Annotated in this window: 15 protein-coding genes and 1 tRNA gene; 5 read left to right on the top strand and 11 right to left on the bottom strand. The window is 44.9% G+C overall.

The window, feature by feature from the left end; all coding sequences use genetic code 11:
- Positions 1–40 precede the first annotated feature (40 nt).
- Positions 41–736: a hypothetical protein gene (locus ACFSRY_RS11045; protein ID WP_377506940.1), complete on the bottom strand. Its 696-nt coding sequence runs from the start codon at positions 734–736 to the stop codon at positions 41–43.
- Positions 737–1,188: 452 nt separating this feature from the next.
- Here ACFSRY_RS11045 and ACFSRY_RS11040 point away from each other — a divergent pair, with 452 nt between their 5' ends.
- Genes ACFSRY_RS11040 through ACFSRY_RS11030 form a run of 3 tightly spaced genes read left to right on the top strand, consistent with a single transcriptional unit; the run spans position 1,189 to position 5,638 of the window.
- Positions 1,189–3,729, top strand: a complete 2,541-nt coding sequence (locus ACFSRY_RS11040; RefSeq protein ID WP_377506937.1) for a PIG-L deacetylase family protein — start codon at positions 1,189–1,191, stop codon at positions 3,727–3,729.
- Between the two features lie 59 nt (positions 3,730–3,788).
- A complete protein-coding gene (locus ACFSRY_RS11035) occupies positions 3,789–3,935 on the top strand; it encodes a hypothetical protein (protein WP_377506934.1) in 147 nt (48 codons plus the stop codon).
- Positions 3,932–5,638: a sodium:solute symporter gene (locus tag ACFSRY_RS11030; RefSeq protein ID WP_377506931.1), complete on the top strand. Its 1,707-nt coding sequence runs from the start codon at positions 3,932–3,934 to the stop codon at positions 5,636–5,638. Before ACFSRY_RS11035 ends, ACFSRY_RS11030 begins: the two co-directional genes overlap by 4 nt.
- A 6-nt stretch (positions 5,639–5,644) precedes the next feature.
- On the opposite strand, the gene ACFSRY_RS11025 is transcribed toward ACFSRY_RS11030, so the two are convergent.
- From ACFSRY_RS11025 to thpR, 10 genes are all read right to left on the bottom strand, one after another.
- Entirely contained in the window at positions 5,645–6,559 is a 915-nt protein-coding gene (locus ACFSRY_RS11025) for a class I SAM-dependent methyltransferase (protein WP_377506928.1), read from the bottom strand.
- Between the two features lie 84 nt (positions 6,560–6,643).
- Complete coding sequence (locus ACFSRY_RS11020; RefSeq protein ID WP_377506925.1) at positions 6,644–7,513, bottom strand: DUF2911 domain-containing protein; 870 nt, start codon at positions 7,511–7,513, stop codon at positions 6,644–6,646.
- Positions 7,514–7,974: 461 nt separating this feature from the next.
- Positions 7,975–9,792: an ABC transporter ATP-binding protein gene (locus ACFSRY_RS11015; RefSeq protein ID WP_377506922.1), complete on the bottom strand. Its 1,818-nt coding sequence runs from the start codon at positions 9,790–9,792 to the stop codon at positions 7,975–7,977.
- Positions 9,793–9,959: 167 nt separating this feature from the next.
- Positions 9,960–11,447, bottom strand: coding sequence for a sodium:solute symporter (locus ACFSRY_RS11010; protein ID WP_377506919.1), 1,488 nt, complete (start codon positions 11,445–11,447; stop codon positions 9,960–9,962).
- 80 nt (positions 11,448–11,527) lie between these two features.
- Complete coding sequence (locus ACFSRY_RS11005) at positions 11,528–12,544, bottom strand: MBL fold metallo-hydrolase (protein ID WP_377506916.1); 1,017 nt, start codon at positions 12,542–12,544, stop codon at positions 11,528–11,530.
- A 117-nt stretch (positions 12,545–12,661) separates the two neighbouring features.
- Positions 12,662–13,312 carry a hypothetical protein gene (locus ACFSRY_RS11000; RefSeq protein WP_377506913.1) on the bottom strand — a complete coding sequence of 217 codons (651 nt, stop codon included), beginning with the start codon at positions 13,310–13,312 and terminating at the stop codon, positions 12,662–12,664.
- Between the two features lie 116 nt (positions 13,313–13,428).
- Positions 13,429–15,261, bottom strand: a complete 1,833-nt coding sequence (locus tag ACFSRY_RS10995; protein WP_377506910.1) for a M61 family metallopeptidase — start codon at positions 15,259–15,261, stop codon at positions 13,429–13,431.
- 23 nt (positions 15,262–15,284) lie between these two features.
- Positions 15,285–15,959, bottom strand: coding sequence for a class I SAM-dependent methyltransferase (locus ACFSRY_RS10990; RefSeq protein WP_377506907.1), 675 nt, complete (start codon positions 15,957–15,959; stop codon positions 15,285–15,287).
- A 34-nt stretch (positions 15,960–15,993) separates the two neighbouring features.
- Positions 15,994–16,485 carry a CinA family protein gene (locus ACFSRY_RS10985; protein WP_377506904.1) on the bottom strand — a complete coding sequence of 164 codons (492 nt, stop codon included), beginning with the start codon at positions 16,483–16,485 and terminating at the stop codon, positions 15,994–15,996.
- Positions 16,486–16,547: 62 nt separating this feature from the next.
- The gene (thpR, locus tag ACFSRY_RS10980) at positions 16,548–17,093 is read right to left on the bottom strand and encodes an RNA 2',3'-cyclic phosphodiesterase (RefSeq protein ID WP_377506901.1); all 546 of its coding nucleotides are present in this window, start codon (positions 17,091–17,093) and stop codon (positions 16,548–16,550) included.
- Between the two features lie 103 nt (positions 17,094–17,196).
- On the opposite strand from thpR, the gene ACFSRY_RS10975 reads away from it, so the two are divergent.
- Together ACFSRY_RS10975 and ACFSRY_RS10970 are read left to right on the top strand one after the other, a co-directional pair.
- Complete coding sequence (locus ACFSRY_RS10975; protein ID WP_377506898.1) at positions 17,197–17,910, top strand: phosphatase PAP2 family protein; 714 nt, start codon at positions 17,197–17,199, stop codon at positions 17,908–17,910.
- Positions 17,911–18,022: 112 nt separating this feature from the next.
- Positions 18,023–18,104 (top strand) — tRNA-Leu (locus tag ACFSRY_RS10970).
- The last annotated feature ends 7 nt before the right edge of the window (positions 18,105–18,111 follow it).

Genomic DNA, 18,111 nt, shown 5'->3' with positions numbered 1-18,111 from the left:
CATGGCAACAAGGGCTCTTTAATAGTTAAAAATGAAAGGCCTATGCTACACGCAAAATTGTTTCATTCGCCAGAGCCTTACGGATGCTTTCCTCATTAATGTAGTAAGACAGGTAATCGCCACGTCGGCAAACAGACGTACGAGGTTCTAACATGCGTACTACTTTAGAACGCTTACCAACAGTAACAAGCCCGATACCTTTGCGCTGGCAATATTTTAAAAAGTAGCTAGCTAAGCTGTTATTCCTGAAATAAAGGCTGCTAATAGAAATTCCCAGCCATTTTTCATTGGCGTGTTGTTTATCAAGGCTGTTAACAAGTGTCTTTAACTTTCTTTTTAAAAAGTTCTTTTCCAGAATGGAGTGCAAAAAGTAACCCGCTATGGCCACTACAAAAGGCAATACCCAAGCGTACACCAAATTTTCACTCTGACGGGTAAAAAGCATACTTACTGCTAAAAGTATGAAGGGAGTGATATAACGTGTTCTGCTCAAACCTTTCTTCTTGTAGTTGGTGAGCAGTTTGGCTATACTTTGTGTATTTCTAAAATAGAGAGTAGCTAAAAACAAAGAGTTGTCTCTGTCTTTAAAAGCAAATAATCCATCTACCTCTGCTTCGTTTTTTGATTTTTCTGATTTGCTCACTAAAACATTTTTAGCGCCTTGCTGCAGGGTATAATATTGCTGCAGGTAGTCATATGCAAAGTCTTCTATTTTACTTTCTCTTGAGGTAGGCATACACAGCTATTGATGACATTTCTGAAGAAGAAAAAATTACGTCTGGTTGTAATGAGCTATTGCATCAATGTAAACTATATAAGAGCTCCTGTTTTAAACTGTTTTGTACAGCGAAAGCCAACAAATAGTGAAAATAATGGTGCAATAAGTTTTGGTAGCCACAAGTATATGAATGCTTAAATATATATCCTATTATTATAATAATTATTAAGTGAAAGTAACAGCTGCTATTACCTTTGTTTTGCCAGCAGCCAGTTGTGCTACACCTTTTTGCTGAACAATAGTTAGTGCTTATTCTGTTATCTCAGAAGTATAAATTGTCGTTCGTCACCGAAATATAGCTTTCTGTCATAGGTATTAGGAGTAGGTGTTTAAATGATTCTTTAAATTTTCTAGCTTTACATAAGGCTGCCAGAGAAACTGCCAATAAAAGCTTTAGAGAGACTTACACTATGAAAAAAAGATTAACCTTTACGCTTTCCCTGATAGCATGCTTGCTGTTCGCGTCTTTACCTACCATAAAGGCTCAGGCACCTGCTAAACCATCCGCAGCAAAAAAATTACAGGATCTGAAGAGGCTAAATGTGCTGGGGTCGGTGTTGTATGTTGCTGCGCACCCTGATGATGAAAACACAAGGCTGATTGCATATATGGCAAATGAAAAGCTGTATAATACCGGCTATCTTTCAGTTACCCGCGGAGATGGAGGACAAAACCTGGTTGGTCCGGAAATTCGTGAAGGGCTTGGTATAATTCGTACGCAGGAGCTGCTCCAAGCACGAAGGACAGATGGAGGCAGGCAGTTTTTTACAAGAGCCAACGATTTCGGCTACTCAAAAGACTCAGAAGAAACCTTTAATATTTGGGATAAAGAGCAGGTTTTAGCAGATATGGTCTGGACCATCCGTAAGTTCAGGCCAGATGTAATGATCACCCGCTTTCCACCCGATGAGCGTGCCGGACACGGACAGCATGCTGCCTCGGCTATTCTGGCTGAAGAAGCATTCAGTGCAGCAGCAGATCCAAAACGCTTTCCGGAGCAACTTAAGTATGTGGAGGTATGGCAGCCAAAGCGACTGTTGTGGAATACGGGTGTATGGTCGTTTGGGAGCCAGACAGAGTTTGATAAATATGTAGACCAGCTCTTGAAGGTGGATGTAGGGGTGTATAACCCCCTGTTAGGAAAGTCCTATGGCGAAATTGCCGCAGAGAGCCGCAGCATGCATAAGAGCCAGGGTTTTGGTGCCTCTGGCTCCAGGGGCACATCGCTGGAGTATCTGCAGCATACAAAAGGTGATAAGGCGGCTAAGGATTTGTTTGAGGGTATAAATACTTCCTGGAGTCGTGTAAAAGGTGGAGAGAAAGTAGAGAAGCTGTTTCAACAGGCCATCGATTCTTATGATCCAACTAAGCCCGCTGCTGTTGTACCAACTTTGATTGCAGCAAAAAAAGAACTGCATAAGCTGCCTGACAGCTATTGGAAGCGCGTGAAGATGGAAGAGCTGCAGGACGTGATGCAAAACGTTATGGGACTGTACCTGGAGGTGGTAGCTTCTGACTATGCTGCGGCTCCAGGAGAGCCGGTGAACCTGCAGGTGGAGGCAATCAATCGTTCTTCAGTGCCTGTTTCAGTGATAAGTATAAGCTATGGTTTCGCATCAAAGGATACAACTATTAACAAGCAGCTGCAAAATAATGAGCCATTTAAGTATGGTCAGATGATAACACTCCCTGCGGGCCTAACTGCCTCTCAACCTTACTGGCTAAAGAAGGCAGGAACACTGGGAATGTTTGCAGTTGAAGATCAACAGGAGGTAGGCATGCCGGAGAATGCACCTGCCGCCCGGGTTACTTTCAATTTAGATGTGGCAGGAGAGCCACTACAGGTAACAGTACCGGTAGTATACAAGCGAACAGACCCTGTGGAAGGGGAGGTCTACCGTCCTTTTGTGGTAACACCGCCTGTGTTTGTTAACATCAAAGAAAATGTGTACATGTTCGCGGATCAGGAGCCAAAGCAGGTACAGGTTTTGGTAAAGGCCGGAAAAGCAGATATAACCGGCAAGGTGCAGCTACAGCTTCCGAAAGGTTGGCGTGCCGAGCCGGCTTCGGTACCTTTCAACCTTAAAAACAAAGGTGCGGAGCAGAATATAATTTTTACCGTTTATCCCCCAAAAGGCCAGCAGGAGACTGAAGTACAGGCCATAGCTACAGTAGAAGGGAAGACTTATACGCATGGGCTGAATGAGATCAACTATAGTCACATACCTTCCCAGGTTACTTTTCCTGATGCCAAAGCGAAAGTTGTAAAGCTGGATCTGAAAAAGAGTGGTCAGAAGATTGGGTATGTAATGGGAGCGGGTGATGATGTGCCAACAAGCTTACAGCAGATAGGGTATGACGTTACGATGCTGAAAGATGAGGACATGCGTCTTAAGTACCTGCAACAGTTTGATGCCATAATCCTTGGGGTTCGTGCGTACAATACTGTAGACAGGCTGAAGCACTACCAGCCAACGCTTATGGAATATGTGAAGAGCGGCGGCAATCTGATTGTGCAGTACAACACCAATCACAGCTTGGTTTTGCAAAACGTTGGGCCTTACCCGCTCAAGCTTTCCCGCGACAGGGTAACTGTAGAGGGTGCTGAAGTACGCCTGCTTAAACCAGACCATCCTATACTGAACACACCAAACAAGATTACAAAGAAGGATTTTGAGGGATGGGTGCAGGAGCGAGGTTTATATTTCCCGAATGAGTGGAGTAGGGAGTATGAGGCTATACTCTCTTCAAACGATCCTGGAGAGCCCGCCCGTGACGGTGGTTTGCTGGTTGCAAAGTATGGTAAAGGAAATTACATCTACACTGGTTATTCTTGGTTCAGAGAGTTGCCAGCGGGTGTTCCCGGAGCTTACCGCTTATTCGCGAACATGATATCCCTGGGAAAGAATGATACGGGCTCGGCCAGTGAAGCACAAAATTCAATTAAATAAGATAAACAAGAACCCTTCTCCCGCAAAGGGCAGGTAATCCCTTTTTCCGATAAACTACTATGAAAGATACTCACCCTGTAGATACAGAGCCACCAATCACCAAGCCTCCTTTCTTTAAGAGCTGGTCAGGTATGTACTGGCTTGTGCTGGGCAACTTAGCTTTTCTTATCACCCTGTTTTATATCCTAACAAAGATTTACGAATGAGGCCATTAGATTGGATCGTGCTACTGGGCACGCTGGGCTTTATCGTGATTTACGGAGTCTGGAAAACACGCGGTAGCAAAGACATTGAAGGCTACCTGAAGGGAGACAACAGTATGAAGTGGTGGACCATTGGTCTGTCTATCATGGCGACCCAGGCCAGTGCCATTACTTTTCTTTCTACCCCTGGTCAGGCCTACGAAGATGGTATGCGCTTTGTGCAGTTCTACTTCGGTCTCCCAATCGCAATGGTAATTATCTCCATTACGGTTATACCCATCTTTTACAGGCTTAATGTGTTCACTGCCTATGAATTTCTGGAGAACCGTTTCGATCTGAAAACCCGGTCTCTGGCAGCACTACTTTTCCTGGTGCAGCGTGGTCTGGCGGCCGGAATAACTATTTATGCGCCTGCCATCATCCTGTCCACTATGTTAGGCTGGAGTCTTACTGTTACTAACCTGATCATCGGAATACTGGTGATTGTTTATACTATGTCAGGTGGTACCAGAGCTGTAAGCGTGACGCAGAAACAGCAGATGGCTGTAATGATGGGAGGTATGATCATCGCCGGAATAATGGTGGTAAGTTACCTGCCGGCTAACGTAGGCCTGGGCGATGCCGTGGCTGTAGCCGGAAAGATGGGCAAGATGAATGTGGTGGACTTTTCTTTTGACTGGGACGATCGCTATAATTTCTGGTCTGGCTTAACAGGAGGTCTGTTCCTGGCTCTTTCCTATTTTGGAACCGATCAGAGTCAGGTGGCTCGTTACCTTGGAGGAAAGTCAATAGGGGAGAGTAGATTAGGTCTGATTTTCAATGGTCTGTTAAAGATTCCGATGCAGTTTCTCATTCTGTTTATAGGAGTGATGGTATTTGTTTTTTACCAGTTTAACCAACCGCCGGTGTTCTTTAATGAAGCTGCCAAAAATAAGGTATACGGTACTGCCTATGAACCTGAACTTCGTGAGCTGGAAACGGAGTACAGCTCATTATTTGAGCAGAAACAGGAAGCAGTGCAGGGCTTGGTTGCAGCACTGAAGACTGAAAATGAAGCAGCTATCTCAATAGCAGAAGGTAGTGTAACAGCATTAACTGCCGCCGAAAAAGGAGTAAGAGAAGAGGTAAAGGGGCTAATCAAGCAAGCTGTACCAGAGGCGGAGACAAGGGATACGGACTATGTCTTCATTTCATTCGTGATGAAGTACTTGCCTGTAGGTTTGGTAGGCTTACTTTTGGCTGTAATTTTTTCAGCGGCTATGTCATCTACGGCATCAGAATTAAATGCACTTGCCTCCACTACGGTGGTGGATATTTACAAACGGTCCGTAAACCAGAAGGGAGACCCTACGCACTACCTCAACGCATCAAAGCTTTTTACTGTAGCCTGGGGCGTGATTGCCATCATTTTTGCGACCTATGCCTCCCTGCTTGATAACCTTATACAGGCAGTTAACATCATCGGGTCCATTTTTTACGGAACCATATTAGGTATCTTCCTGGTAGCTTTTTACTTTAAGCGCATCAAAGGGAATGCCGTGTTCTTTGCGGCTATACTGGCAGAACTGGTGGTGCTATATTGCCATTTTTACACTGAAATAGCCTTCCTTTGGTTTAATGTGATTGGCTGTGTTTGTGTAATTCTCTTCGGATTTATCCTAGAAGGGCTGATAGGGAAAAAGAAGAAAGAGCTGGTAACGAGGTAGGAATTCCTACCTCGGCTTTTGTGCTGCTACGATATATACTAGGCTGCCACCAGCCGATACATATTCTTCGTTCTGCAGCTTTTGTTTCATGGTGATTTTATTATAAAGCAGCTTCTGCCAGTAGGCATCAAATTTATCTTTGGTGCCACCACCGGCCATGTAGTAATTCAGGTTATCCTGGTAATCGTAACCCATGGCCTCAGTCTCAATCCACTGCATCATCTGTTCAACTCTTAGCATTTTTTCCTGAGTATCGTAAGGTGGGATAATGGATAAGGCTTTATCAGAAATCCACACTTTGATGTCTTTTAAGCCAGCTTTTAGGAACAGGTCAGGGATAACATCGCCCAATGAATTGAAGCCCTCCCCCAGCACCTTCTTTCCTTTTTCAATCCGTAGTTTTATTTCCAGAACGTCCAGCATGCCCTCTACATTAAAGTCGGTTTCGCCGTAACGGTCAAACATTAGGTTTGGTACCAGGTTATTGGGTTCCAAGGCCAGAACCCAACCACCGGGCTTTGTTACCCTGATCATCTCTTCAATTACCTGCTGCGGATTTTTCACATGGATAAGTAGGGTCTGGCAAAGTGTGATGTCGGAAATGTTATCGGGCAAGGGAATGTTGTCGGCATTTCCCACTTTAAACTCATAATTGATGTTATTGCGCCCGAACTCACTCTGAGCACGCTGGCGGGCTTCGGCTATATAACCTGGCTCGTAATCTACTCCATATACTTTTGCGCCATCCGGCATATACCTCGAGAACTTGAATCCCATCATTCCTTTCCCGCAGCCAATATCAACCAGGGTCTGGCAATAATCGATATAGAGGCGCTTGGCAAGTAACTCCAGGTAATCTTCATTCCACCAGTATTCCCGGGCAGGGCCCAGGTGCTCTTCCGAATGCATTTTCTCTTCCAATAGGTTTTTGAATTTAATGATTGCAAAAAAGCCTCCGAAGTATAACTCCGGAGGCTCCTTTATACGGTAAAAGCAAAGGTAGCTTTATTTCATCTTTTTCCATTCTGCAATTACCTTCTCGTTCAAGGCTACATAATCATCGTTATTGGCAGCTTTTGCCAATTCCATTGATTTTTCTGCTGTCTTGATGGCCTGCTTATAATCTTTCATTTTTGCCTCAATCTTAGCTTGTGCGTGCACATTCCAGAATTTAGGGTCAATTTCATTGGCCTTTTTCATCCACTCGTGCGCCTGCTTCAGGTCGCGGTTTGTTTCATAATAGTAGTTAGCCGCTGCAGCATAAAGACCTGGAGTAGCGTTTTGATTCTTTATAACCTGCTGATCAATCTGGCTCATTACCTTGCTGTCTACGTCTGTTTTAACTGTAAACGGCACGATCACGTCATCCCAAAGGATTTCCACGTCAGTAGCATCAGCCTTGAGGTTTGTAAAATTGATGGTGAATGACTCTACCTTACGAGGGTTCTTCTGTGACTTAACAGTAAACCTGGCCTGGTCTTCCTCTTGTTTGTACTCTTTGCCACCATCACCCCAGTGCTTTGTGTTCTTGTGGATAATTACTGTCCACTCGTCTTTTCCAGGAATAGTATACATTGCATATTCTCCTGCAGGAATTTTATTTCCTTCAATAGTTACATCCTCAGAAAATTTAATCTTTGTTGATGCATTCGCACCAGTTCTCCAGATCTTGCCATAAGGCACAAGATCACCAAAAACTGTACGCCCCTTCATAGATGGACGATAGTAATCTACTGTAACGGTAGAAAGACCTACTGCCTGCTCAACTTTTTGTTGCGGACTTGGAGCTGGCATTTTAATTCCTTGAGCCTGTACTGCTCCTGCTCCAAATAATAAGGCCGCAGATAGAGCGAAGCCAAGTATTGATTTCTTCATAATTTTAATGTTTGGTTGGTTTTATAGAAGGTAATATTACTAATTATCATGAGAACTAGCTAACACAAAGTTGATCAAAAGGTTTAATTTCGACAGACTTGAGATCTTGCCTTACATGTAACACGAATTAAGGCATGAATGCCACCCCAGAGATATTTAGTTTGCTTAAAGTGCACCAAACAGGTGTTTCTGCTTTCGCTTAACTCCAGATGAAACGGAGTTTTGCTTCTGAGGTTGTCTCATGTCTAAGCTGTGTTTGTATCATGGCAGGTCCTATTATTTTATAGGTAAGATAGCAGCAGGACAATAAGTACAGACGTTCACCCAAAAGCCTGAGATAGGAAAGTATCCACAAAGGCTTTGAGAAAAGGACTGGGTAGTAAACCCAATATAAAATGAGAGGCCTGCTGATCCAGTTTCAGCAGGCCTCTCATTTTATTAATTTAAGTAGCTCCTTTGAGTTAACTTAGTTCAAACTGTAGCTTTAAAAGGTTTGCATAGATACCCTCTGGGTTCAGAGACAGCATATCATGAGACCCTTCTTCAACAATCTCGCCTCCGTCTATCACTAAAATCTTATCTACCTTACGGATGGTGGCAAGTCTGTGTGCAATAACGACAGTCGTACGGCCTTTCATCAGCTCATCCATTGCCTGCTGCACCAGTTGTTCCGATTCAGAGTCGAGGGCGCTGGTAGCTTCATCTAAGATCAGGATTACAGGATTTTTAAGTATAGCGCGGGCAATAGCAACGCGTTGCCGCTGGCCTCCAGACAGCTTTATGCCGCGCTCACCCACCAATGTATCCAGTCCTTCCGGAAAAGTCATGATGAAGTCATAGGCATTAGCTTTACGGGCAGCCTCTATAATTTCAGAGTCTGTAGCGCCCGGACGTCCATAAGCAATGTTCTCCCGTATGGTGCCTCCAAACAACAGTACTTCCTGCGGTACTACACCAACATTGGCGCGCAGGGTAGTCATGTCCATTTCTCGGATATCTTTACCATCCACGGCAATACTTCCTCCAGATACATCGTAAAAGCGCATCAGCAGTTGGATAATAGTAGATTTACCGGCACCGCTCGGGCCTACCAAAGCTATTTTCTCACCTGCTTTTACGCTGAAGTTAATATCGCGGAGCACCTGTATATCAGGTCGGGTAGGGTAGGAGAAGGCAACCTGGTTGTAAACAATGTCTCCGTTTACTTTTGGTGTTTGATCAAGGGGTCTTATTCCCTTGTCTGTAGGCTCTTCCTGCTCCTGTAGGATTTCTAAAATTCGCTCTGTAGCTCCCAACGCTGACTGTACCTTACCATACAGTTCACCCAGGCCACCAACAGAGGCACCAATGAATACAGTATAAAGTACAAAAGAGATAAGACTTCCTGGTTCAATGTCTCCGTTCGCTACTAATGTAGCGCCATACCAGATCACCAGTATAATACCTCCAAACAAGCCGATGATAATAAAGGTGATGAAAGCGCCCCTGTAGTAAGCGGCTGAAAGAGCGGTTTTAACGGCCTTACCCAAAGTAGTTCTATAGCGAGCCACCTCGAACATTTCGTTAGTAAATGCCTTTACTGTGTTTATTGCCTGAAGCGTTTCCTCTACTATGATGTTGGTATTTGCCAGTTCGTCCTGGGTCTTTTTAGATAAGGCTTTTATTCTGCGTCCGAAAACCAGCGCTAGTGCCACCAGTACCGGAAAGGTAGCCAGCATAAAAAGGGAAAGCTTAATGGAGGTCCACATGATGATGGCAACACCCACAATCAGCGTAGTGGTCTGGCGGAAAAGCTCTGCCAGGGTAATGGACATGGCATCCTGTACCTGTGCTACATCAGTAGTAATTCGGCTTGTAATCTCACCCACCCGCCTTTTCTCATAAAAAGAAATTGGCAACTGTACGAACTTACTGTAAAGATCCCGGCGAATGTCGGCTACGGCGTTCTCACTGACTTGGGCAAAGAAAAACACCCTGAAAAAAGAGAAAATTCCTTGTAAGAGAATGACAACAAACAACCCGATGGCGATCATGTTTATATCTTCCATAAGGCCGCTGGCATTGCCGGTAGAGGAGTCGAAGAGCTTACCCACTAAGTACGGGAAAGCCATAAATGTAAGACTTGACAGTACCAGGAAGACTAAACCAACAATAAATTTTAATTTGTAGGGTAGAACGTAGCCAAATATCCGGAGGCCCCGGCGAAAGCTTTCTTTCGTTATCTTCTTTCTCCCTTCTTTATCCTGCTCTCCGTTTAGCCCGAATCCGCGTTTTGCCATTAATGAAAAACTATGCTTTTATACTTGAACGACTGCTTGTTGTGCTTTTTACAGTCAGAGGGTGTTGCGTGTATAACAGCAGAAGTACTGTAAAGATGCCACAGCCCTTTAAAATCTTACAAAGGTAAGGATAATGCCTAACAATATAAGCAGTGTTTACGCTATACTTATGCCTTCTCCTGTGCCAGCTCCAGATCATCCATTTTTCCTGTGGAGAGTCCCATTAAACCGGTGAAAGTAAGGAATCCATTCAACAGGAGAACTTCGAAGCCAAACTCATAGCCCCAGAACCACTCTTTGGAGTTATAACTTATCACATAAGTGAGCAGAGGCGCAATTATGCACACTGCAGGCACGAATCGGTCACGTACGGCTCGTTTGGTATAAAGGCCAAAGCTGTAGAGCCCCAGGAGTGGCCCATAGGTATAACCTGCCACTATAAAAACAGCAGTAATTACATTATCGCTGTTCAGTATATTAAAAATAAGTATAACCAGTACCATTAACAACGAAAAGCCGAGATGCACTACATAACGGGTGCGTACCCGGGCATGCTCAGTTTTATCCCTGAAGTTTAGAAAGTCCACACAAAAGGAAGTAGTTAGTGCTGTAAGTGCGGAATCAGCAGAGGCGTAGGTAATGGCAATGATGCCCAGCAGGAACACAATTCCCGAGAAATAGGAGAAATGGTTTAGCGCCAGGAAGGGAAATACATCATCACCCACAATTTTTCCACCTTCTGTAGGTAAAGAAATACCTTTTGAACTTGCATAAATATAAAGAAGAGCCCCAAGAGACAGGAAAAGGATGTTTACGATTACCAGAATTACGCTAAACCAGAACATATTCTTCTGCGCTTCTCCAATGTTCCGGCAACTCAGGTTCTTTTGCATCATGTCCTGGTCCAAGCCTGTCATCACTATGGTAATGAACGCGCCGGATAAAAACTGCTTTAAAAAATAGTCGTTTTCCTTTACATCCCATTCAAAAACCTGTGAATACTCACTTACCTGAATAGTTTGTACCATCTCCTGAAAACTGAAATTCAGCTCTTCTGAAATCAGCCATATACTGGTGCCCACTGCCAACAACATTGCTGTGGTCTGAAAAGTATCTGTCCAGATGATGGTTTTCATGCCACCCCTGAAGGTATAGACCCAGATCAGAGCAATGGTAATGAAGACAGACACAGAGAAGGGAATGCCCAGTTCATCAAAAACAGCCAGCTGTAGTACCCCAGCCACCAGGAAAAGCCGTATAGCAGCTCCAAGTGTGCGGGAAAGCAGGAAAAAGGCGGCACCGGTTTTATAGGACCAGTAACCAAAGCGCTGCTCCAGGTAAGTATAAATTGATACAAGGTTGAGGCGGTAATAGAGCGGCATCAGTACTGTAGCGACTACAAAGTAACCCAATACATATCCTAGCACCATCTGGAGGTAAGAAAACTGCGCTTTCTGCACCATGCCCGGTATCGAAACAAAGGTGACTCCCGATAAGGTTGTGCCGATCATTCCAAATGCCACCACATACCACGGCGACTGGCGGTTAGCCAGAAAAAAGGTATCAGAATCGGTGTTCTTACTGGTTAGGTATGATATGAAAATAAGAATAAGAAAATAGGCTGCAATCAAGCCTAAAACAAGGGCTGGGGACATTATCGGTGGTGATCTTGAACGCTAGGTTGTAAATTGATATGCAAAGATAGCAACAAAATCCCCTTCTATACCTCTCAAAGCTATATCAGGTCCTGGAGGAGTATTGGTTCTCCGATAGCTGGCATTTTTAGACCTTGTAGCAAACCGGCAGCTGCGATCTGTTGTAGCAGGCGCACAGGTTCTCCGGGTGGCTCATCAGAGAGGTCGAAAGTGCCATAGTGCATGGGTATAAAAGTGCCGCCGCGCAGCTGGTTAAAAGCTTTTACTGCCTCATGCGGATTCATGTGGCTCTTGCTCATCAGGAAAGAAGGTTTGTAAGCTCCCACAGGCATAATACACAAATCAACCGGACCAAATAGATTTTCTATTTCCTCAAAATGAGAATCAATCGCTGAGTCTCCTGCAAAGTAGATGCTGATCTCAGGAGTTTTAAGTAGAAAGCTACCCCAGAGCACTTTGTTCATGTCCATCACGCCACGCCTGTGCCAGTGTGATGCCGGCAGGTAATACACCTCCACTGCATCTGGTACTAAGTCAAATTTTTGGTACCAGCCTGCTTCCTGGTAGGGGAGGCTGGGATTAATACTGCGCAATATCTCCCCAGCGCGTAAAGGAATAAGCGCCTTAAGCTGCGGGTTATTTCTACACACAGTTTTAATCGACTGTTTATCCATGTGATCACGGTGGGCATGAGACAGCAGCATGAAGTCTATTTGGCGCAACTGGTCCGGCTTACAAGGCAATTCTGTCCTGCGCTTCAGCATTGGCAGGTTGTACAGCACAGGGTCTAACAGAAAAGCGATGCCTTTCAGCCTGATAAAAAAGCTGGCATGCCCGAGCCACACGACCATATCCTTATCGGATTTAATAAAATCACAGCCATGCATCACTTTCGGAGCATAGGTGTCTTTTTTCTTCTCTTCTCGCTGTGGGTTTGCAGATAACTGCCACTTAAGCACTTTGCCAAAGCCCGGAGCATATACTTCATCCCCATTGGCGAAACGTCCGTTCACGACTTTGTTGCCCCGGTAGTCCCTTTTTATAGTTTTGAGGCGCTCGTTTTTTATATGACGGATATGTTTGTTATTCTTCTGCAATGTTTTTTGTAAGCTGGTTCTGATAGTTTAACAGTTTTTTACTGGTTAAGGTTAAAAAGCAAAAAGAGCGCTTCCCCTATTATGGAAAAGCGCTCCCTGCTGAAATTTTATAAAGCCTTAATAACCAATGCCTATCCGGTTGGTGTTTCCAAAGCCCGGGGAATAAAAGGGGCTGTAAAATGGAGAGGCTCCGTCCGTATAGCGGATGCCACCTGTAACAGATAAGTTTTCAGTGATCTTATATGTCGCTCTGAAATCGGCACCCATTCGGCCCGGACTGTAAAGACCATAGTTCATACTGTTAGCTGGCAGGTTCGAAAAATCTCTCCAGATGTTGCCGCTTAATATCAGTCTGTCACTTGCAAGGTAATCCACACCTACACTTCCGATATATTGACTGCCGCCATTGTTGCGATACATCATGGTAACGCCTTCCGGGTTAAGCATGCTTGTGTTGTATGGCATTGCATTAATATAAGTCATGCTGGCATTTACTCTAAAACGACTGCTTACCTGGTACCGCACTGAAGGTTCAACATAGGTGGCGTTACCAAAACCGTTGCTAAAGCTGGCACCCATAGATAAGCCATAGCTGAGTCGTGGGCCAGACCAGGCAGGCTTTACATCTGCTTCTGTTGATTCAGCTGTTGGCGCAACAGTATTGGCAGGAACAGGTTTTGCGTCTAAACTGGCTTTACTTTCCTGCGCTACGGCTTGCCCCGCCCAAAGCAGGCTGACAACTAGTACGGTTCTGAGTATATTTTTCACGTGAAAATGCTGAAGTATAAATCTTTATACTAAGATAAGGCACCTGTGGTTCAAAAGCAAAAAGGATAATTTCATTAACAACACAACGCTTGTGGCTATACTTTGTTATACTCCCTTTATTTAGCCTTAGAGCCCAGCCATGCCTGGCGATATGCCTGTATCTCTGGTGTTACTTCTTTATCTATGGTTTCATAAGGTACTACCTCCAGCGTAGGCACCTCTTCCAGAACCAGCGTGGTGCTACGCGTCTGGCCGAGCCGGTTAAAGGTAACCGGAATGCTGTCTCCGGGTTTATGTTTACTCAGTACTTTCTGCAGGTCTTTCTCTTTTTTGATTTTGCGGCCATCCATTGTCAGGATTATGTCAGTGCGGTCTAAGCCTGCTTTGTAGGCTGGGGAATTGATATAAGTGCCATTCGTGATAGTTGCGCCGTCCTTGCCATAGTTCAAGGCCACCATACCCATTGTTGCCTCGCCGGGTTTGGTCTTCCGCAACGCCAACCCCGCCTTAGCTAAGAGCGGAGTGAAGTCTGGTAACTGGCTTCCGTAAATGCTGTTCTGAAAAAACTGCCTGGCGAATGCTTTATCGCCGGATACTTCCGCCAGTGTTTCTTCCAGATCAGGTAAAGCATACGGCCTTTCAGGCTTCCCGTACTTGCGCCACAGGGCCTGCATATAGTCGTCCAGCGTTTTATTGTACTGCTGGCGCAGGATCATGTCTAGTGCAAGACCCGTCATGCTGCCATAGGTATAGTAAGAAATGAAGGTATTATGGCGGTTAACAGGGTCTACAGAGCGGGCAGCATCAACAAAAGGTGCCTGCATGCTCATCTCCCGAAGGCTATGATATTCTCTGCCCGGAGAAAGCAGGACATAGTTGAGGTCTCCTGCCAGATCTGAGGCATATTTCTTCAAGTCAAAGATACCTGTTCTGGCCATAGTCAAGTCGCCGTAATAACTTGTGAAGCCTTCTGCCAACCAAAGCGCGTCGGACATGTTAGCTTCCTGAAAGTTGAAGGGTTCTAAGCTTTCAGGACGTATACGCTCGACATTCCAGGCATGGAAAAATTCATGGGATACTGTATTTAGCAGCGCATTCATGGCGGAGGCTAAAGGGCGGGAGCTTGTAAGGATGGTAGAGTTTCGGTGCTCCATTCCATCGCCCACGGCCTGTGGCATATAGCACCCGATAAACGTGTAACGTCCAAAGTCATAGTCAGGCAACTCACTAAAAACAGCCTTTTGCTCCGCTACAATTTTCTTTGTTTTGTCTACGTACTCCTGAAATTGAGCATCAGTACCTACGTGGTGGAGTGTCACCTGTATTGTTTTCTTCTTTCCGTTTTCATTTACTGTCCACTCGGCCATATCAAAGTCACTCAGCTCAGTAGGGCTATCCATCAGGTACTGGAAATTTGGGGCATAATAGGTGTTTCCCTGTTCCTGCTTAAGCTGTGTTGCTATTTTCCAGTTCTTGCCTTCCGGAACATTGAACGTAACGTAAGCCGGCGACTGCTCAAAGCCTTTGGCATACATCAACGTTGCAGGCATGTTCAGGTGCGCGTGTGTTTCGTCAACACCTGCATAAGTGCCATCCGGATGGTCGGCAAATAAGGTATAACTAAGGTTTACAGTACCTTGGTGCCCCAATATATCCCACTCGCTTGTATTCGGGCGAAAAATCTGAAGGGGTTTACCTTTTGCATCAGTGGCTCTGACATTATACACGTTCTTTGCAAACTCATGTATGGCATAACGTCCCGGAGAAGTACGGGGCATGAGTACCTTTAAGGTGTCGGACTTGATATCATGGAAAGTTACTTTAACCTCAGCCTCATGATGTGCTGCATTTGGAAATGAGAGATCGTACCGGACTTGCTGCTGTGCCAGGGCAGGGAAAGCACATAACATTATAGTCAGGCACAACAACTTTAAAAAGTTATTTTTCATTAGGTGATTCTATACTGATGAATTTAAATATATCGATTCTGGAGTTGGTGAGCAAATACCTTTGCCTGTACCATATCGCTGAAAAAGCTGCTGCTGTATATTTCTCTTAATCCGAGGCTTTCAAAATGAGTCGCATAAGCAGGTAAATCCTTTGCTTCTACGCCACTGATAATACCAAAGAAAACATACATTCCCCGGATCAGGATTCGTTGCCAGATTGGCGGAGGGGATTGCACAGGCCAGAAGTCAGCAAAGAGCCAGAGCCCTTCCGGTGCCAGGGCTGCATCTAGTTTGTCCATAAGGTTTTGCAGGCGCTTTGGAGGGAAGAGATCCAGCAAAAAGGGTGTGAATATTATATCAAACTGCTCCTGTGGTTCTAGCTGCTGCTCAGTGCCGAGCCGGAATTCAACATGCCAGTAATGACCGTAACTATACTTTCTGAATTTCTTCTTGGCCCGCTTAAGCATAGCCTGGGAGGCATCTAAATATAGGATGTCTAACTGTTTCCCTGTTCTGAGAATTTGCTCTAACAACCATCCACTGCCGCCACCGATTACCAGTACACGCCCTTGTTGAGGCAAAAAAGGAAGAAGCGCTTTTTGCGCCCGTTGTAAGGAGCTGCCATAAACAAGCCTGGACAGCTGGTCATAAAAAGGTGCTGCCTGGTCAAAGCCGCTGTCTTGTAATCTTTTTGACACGTAGCATGTGTTTGTGAAGGGCTAAGGTATAAAATTAGCGGTCATAATGTTCTTCTAAAACTCCTTGAAGCTTTTGAAAGACATACTCTACCAACTGTTTTCGAATGCTCTCAGAGTTGCCTTTAAATACTTCCCGAAATTCTTCAGCTTTGCCATCATATAAAAAAGAAACAAAAACGGAGCCTACCGGCTTCTCAGGTGTCTCAGAGCCGCCTTCCCCGGCCAGTCCTGTAGTAGCAATACTTATATCAGCACCAATCAACTTCTTTAGGCCCATCACCATCTCGTTTGTCACCTGCTGCGATTCAGCAGTATATAGTTCAAGAGTTTCTGGCTTCACATTCAGTAGCTTTTGCTTTACTTCTGGCTGGTACACAACAACACTTCCTTTCAATACATCGCTGGTTCCTTTTGCTTTAACAAGTTCTGATGCAAGCATGCCACCCGTAATGCTTTCAGCAAAAGCAAGGGTAAGCTCCTTATCTTTCATGGCCATTACCAGCTTTGTTAGTTCCGTTTGATTCATTATACAACTTTCAAGTACATAAATAGAGTGTTTATCTTACTTGTTTTGGATAAGGTGGGTTTTTAACCTAAAGGATAAGTTTCCAGTACGGAGTAAACCGGATGCGGTGAGGCAAGTTCAGAGTGCCAGAGCGAAATAGTGTCCACAGTAAGTATAACAGGATGGTCAAACTGAACTGCCGGAAGATCTTTGGGCGCTGGTTTATCTTTCCGGAAGCGGGCCAGTGTAATGTGAGGTATAGGTTTTTTGGGAGATGAAGAGTCAGTGGAAAGCTGTTGTGTTAGGTCCTGGGTAAGTTCTTCAAAGGCAGTATGGGCGGAGAATCGTGCCCAGATGAGGCGTGGCTTCTTCTTGTTCGGTCCAGCTTCAGTCTGCTCGTGGTAGAGTGTGAAAGACTGGTGGCGCTTGGCTGTTTCCTGCAGCACCTGCTTTATTTCAGCTAACTTTTCGTGCGGCACGTTCCCGATGAAGTAGAGTGTGAGGTGTAGGTTCTGTGCAGGAATCATCCGGAGGTTTGGATGGTGGAAACGCTGCAGTTGTTCCTGTAGTTTTTCCTTTAAGTTCTCTGGTAAAGTTGCTGCCACAAACAACCTGATACTGCTTTTCATAGTTTTAAGGTATGTAATCTTCGTTTCTTTTATATAAACTCATACGAATAGGACGAAGTATTTGCTCAGAATTAAAAGAGCTTAACCAGAGTGTGAAAAAAGTATGGTCAGACGTTTTTATAGGAGATTAGTTGCAGCCTCTGCTCTGTTTACAGTGGAGTTGCTCATTGTGTGGGGGCTTTTCCTTGTATGTATTGTAGCCTTCCTTTATATCAGTAGTGAAGTAATGGAGGGTGGTAACATTAAGTTTGATGAGGCTGCTTTCGGGTTTGCAAAGGATATTTCAAACCCGGCCCTGAGTCAATTTATTAAAATAGTCACCTTTTTTGCCTCACGACAGTTTCTGACACCAGCCGCGTTACTTCTTGTAGCATACTTTCTGTTTATCAGGAAGCACCGTTGGTACTCTTTGAAGGTGCCGGTGGTGGCACTGGGAAGTATAAGTCTAAACCTTGTGCTCAAGTTCTTTTTTGATAGGGAACGACCAGGAAACCAATTGGTAGAGTCGTCAGGGCTGAGTTTCCCAAGTGGGCATTCCATGGTAGCTGCTTCCTTTTATGGGTTGCTGATTTACCTGGTGTGGCACAATGTAAAGGACAAAACGCTTCGGAACATGCTTATTGCCCTGTTAGTAATCTTTGTATTTCTGATCGGTTTTAGCCGCATATACCTGCGGGTGCATTACGCTACAGATGTAGTAGCAGGGTTTGCTGCCGGCTTTCTGTGGGTAGTGATCGGCATTGGTACGCTTCGCCGAATAGAAAGGGTGACTAAAAAAGAAGTTGCTCCTGTGGTAGAGGAGGAGACTCCCGCCTAATTAAATATTTTTATAGAGTAATATTGTAGATTAGAAATTCGGTGTTACCTTTGCAATCCCAATGAACAAAGGGTTAAAGGGTTTTGGGACTTTATTTAACTTAGTGACCAGCGCGCACGTGGCGGAACTGGTAGACGTGCAGGTCTCAGAAGCCTGTGCCTTCGGGCGTGGGAGTTCGACTCTCCCCGTGCGCACACTATT

It is taken from the genome of Pontibacter locisalis (assembly GCF_042684605.1).
GTDB classification, from domain to species: Bacteria; Bacteroidota; Bacteroidia; order Cytophagales; family Hymenobacteraceae; genus Pontibacter; species Pontibacter locisalis.
This window is presented reverse-complemented; position numbering and strand designations above follow the sequence as displayed.